The sequence below is a fragment of the Streptomyces sp. NPDC050625 genome, from assembly GCF_040654755.1.
Lineage (GTDB): Bacteria > Actinomycetota > Actinomycetes > Streptomycetales > Streptomycetaceae > Streptomyces.
Genome location: NZ_JBFAIQ010000114.1, coordinates 1 through 1,668, shown reverse-complemented (window position 1 = coordinate 1,668; position 1,668 = coordinate 1). Strand labels below are relative to the sequence as shown.

General features: G+C 70.7%; 1 protein-coding gene. It reads right to left on the bottom strand.

All coding sequences use genetic code 11. The features are described 5' to 3' along the window. Positions 1-1,668: type I polyketide synthase (locus AB0I54_RS48115; protein ID WP_363302749.1), on the bottom strand; the 1,668-nt coding region annotated here is incomplete at both ends.

Sequence of the window (1,668 nt, the reverse complement as noted above, 5' to 3'; positions counted from 1 at the left end):
CGCCATCCGCCCCGCAAACACCGGCGAGCTGTCCAGCAGACCGCGAGCCATACCCACCCACTGCGAACCCTCACCCGAGAACACAAACACCGGACCACCGGACACAGTCGTCCCCCGCACCACACCAGCAGCCGACCGCTCCTCGGCCACCGCCCGCACGCCGTCCAGCAACGCGTCCCGGTCCCGGCCCAGCACCACCGCGCGATGCTCGAACGACGCACGACTCGTGGCCAGCGAATACCCCACATCGACCGGACGCAGGTCAGGCGTGGCACCGGCCAGCCGCCGCGCCTGCTCCACCAGCCCCGACGCGGTCTTCGCCGAGACCACCCACGGCACCAGCACGTCCCCGTCCGGCTCCGGCGTGGACGGCTCCTCGACCGGCCCCTGCTCCAGCACCACATGCGCGTTCGTGCCACTGATACCGAACGACGACACCGCCGCACGCCGCGGCCGATCCGCCCCCGGCCAGGCCCGTTCCTCCGTCAGCAGACTGACGGCGCCGGCCGACCAGTCTACGTGCCGCGACGGCTCGTCCACGTGCAGCGTGCGCGGCATGACGCCGTGCCGCATGGCCAGCACCATCTTGATGACGCCGGCGGCACCGGCGGCGGCCTGGGTGTGCCCGATGTTCGACTTGATCGAGCCGAGCCACAGCGGCGCGTCTTCCGGCCGGTCCTGGCCGTAGGCGGCGATCAGCGCCTGCGCCTCGATCGGGTCACCCAGCGTCGTACCCGTGCCATGCGCCTCGACGAGGTCCACCTCGGACGGGGAAAGCCGCGCACTGGCCAGCGCCTGCCGGATGACACGCTGCTGCGACGGACCGTTGGGCGCCGTCAGACCGTTCGACGCACCGTCCTGGTTGACGGCCGAGCCGCGCACGACCGCCAACACCTGGTGGCCATTGCGCCGCGCGTCCGACAGCCGCTCGACCACCAGCAGACCCACACCCTCGGCCCATCCCGTGCCGTCAGCCGCGTCGGAGAACGGCTTGCACCGGCCGTCGGGGGCGAGGCCACGCTGACGCGAGAACTCCACGAACGTCTGCGGCGTCGCCATCACCGTGACACCACCGGCCAGCGCCAGATCACACTCACCGTTCCGCAGCGCCTGCGCCGCTAGATGCAGCGCCACCAGTGACGACGAACACGCCGTGTCCACCGTCACCGCCGGACCCTCGAACCCGAACGTGTACGAGACACGGCCCGAGGCCACACTGCCCGCGCTGCCCGTCGACAGCATCCCCTCGAAACCGTCCGCGGAGCCCGGCGTCCAAGTGCCGTAGTCGTGATACATCAGGCCTGCGAACACACCCGTCCGGCTCCCCCGCAGCTTCTCCGGGTCGAGGCCCGTACGCTCCAGGGCCTCCCACGCCGTCTCCAGCAGCAGTCGCTGCTGCGGGTCCGTGGCTGTTGCCTCACGGGGACTGATCCCGAAGAACCCGGCGTCGAACTCCGCCGCCTCATGCAGGAAACCGCCGTGCCTGCTGTACGACTTCCCGACACTCTCCGGATCCGGGTCGTACAACCCCTCCACATCCCAGCCACGATCCGACGGGAACTCCGAGATCGCGTCCCCGCCCTCGGCCACCAGCCGCCACAAATCCTCAGGCGACGCGATGCCACCCGGATACCGGCACGCCATCCCCACAATCGCCACCGGCTCATC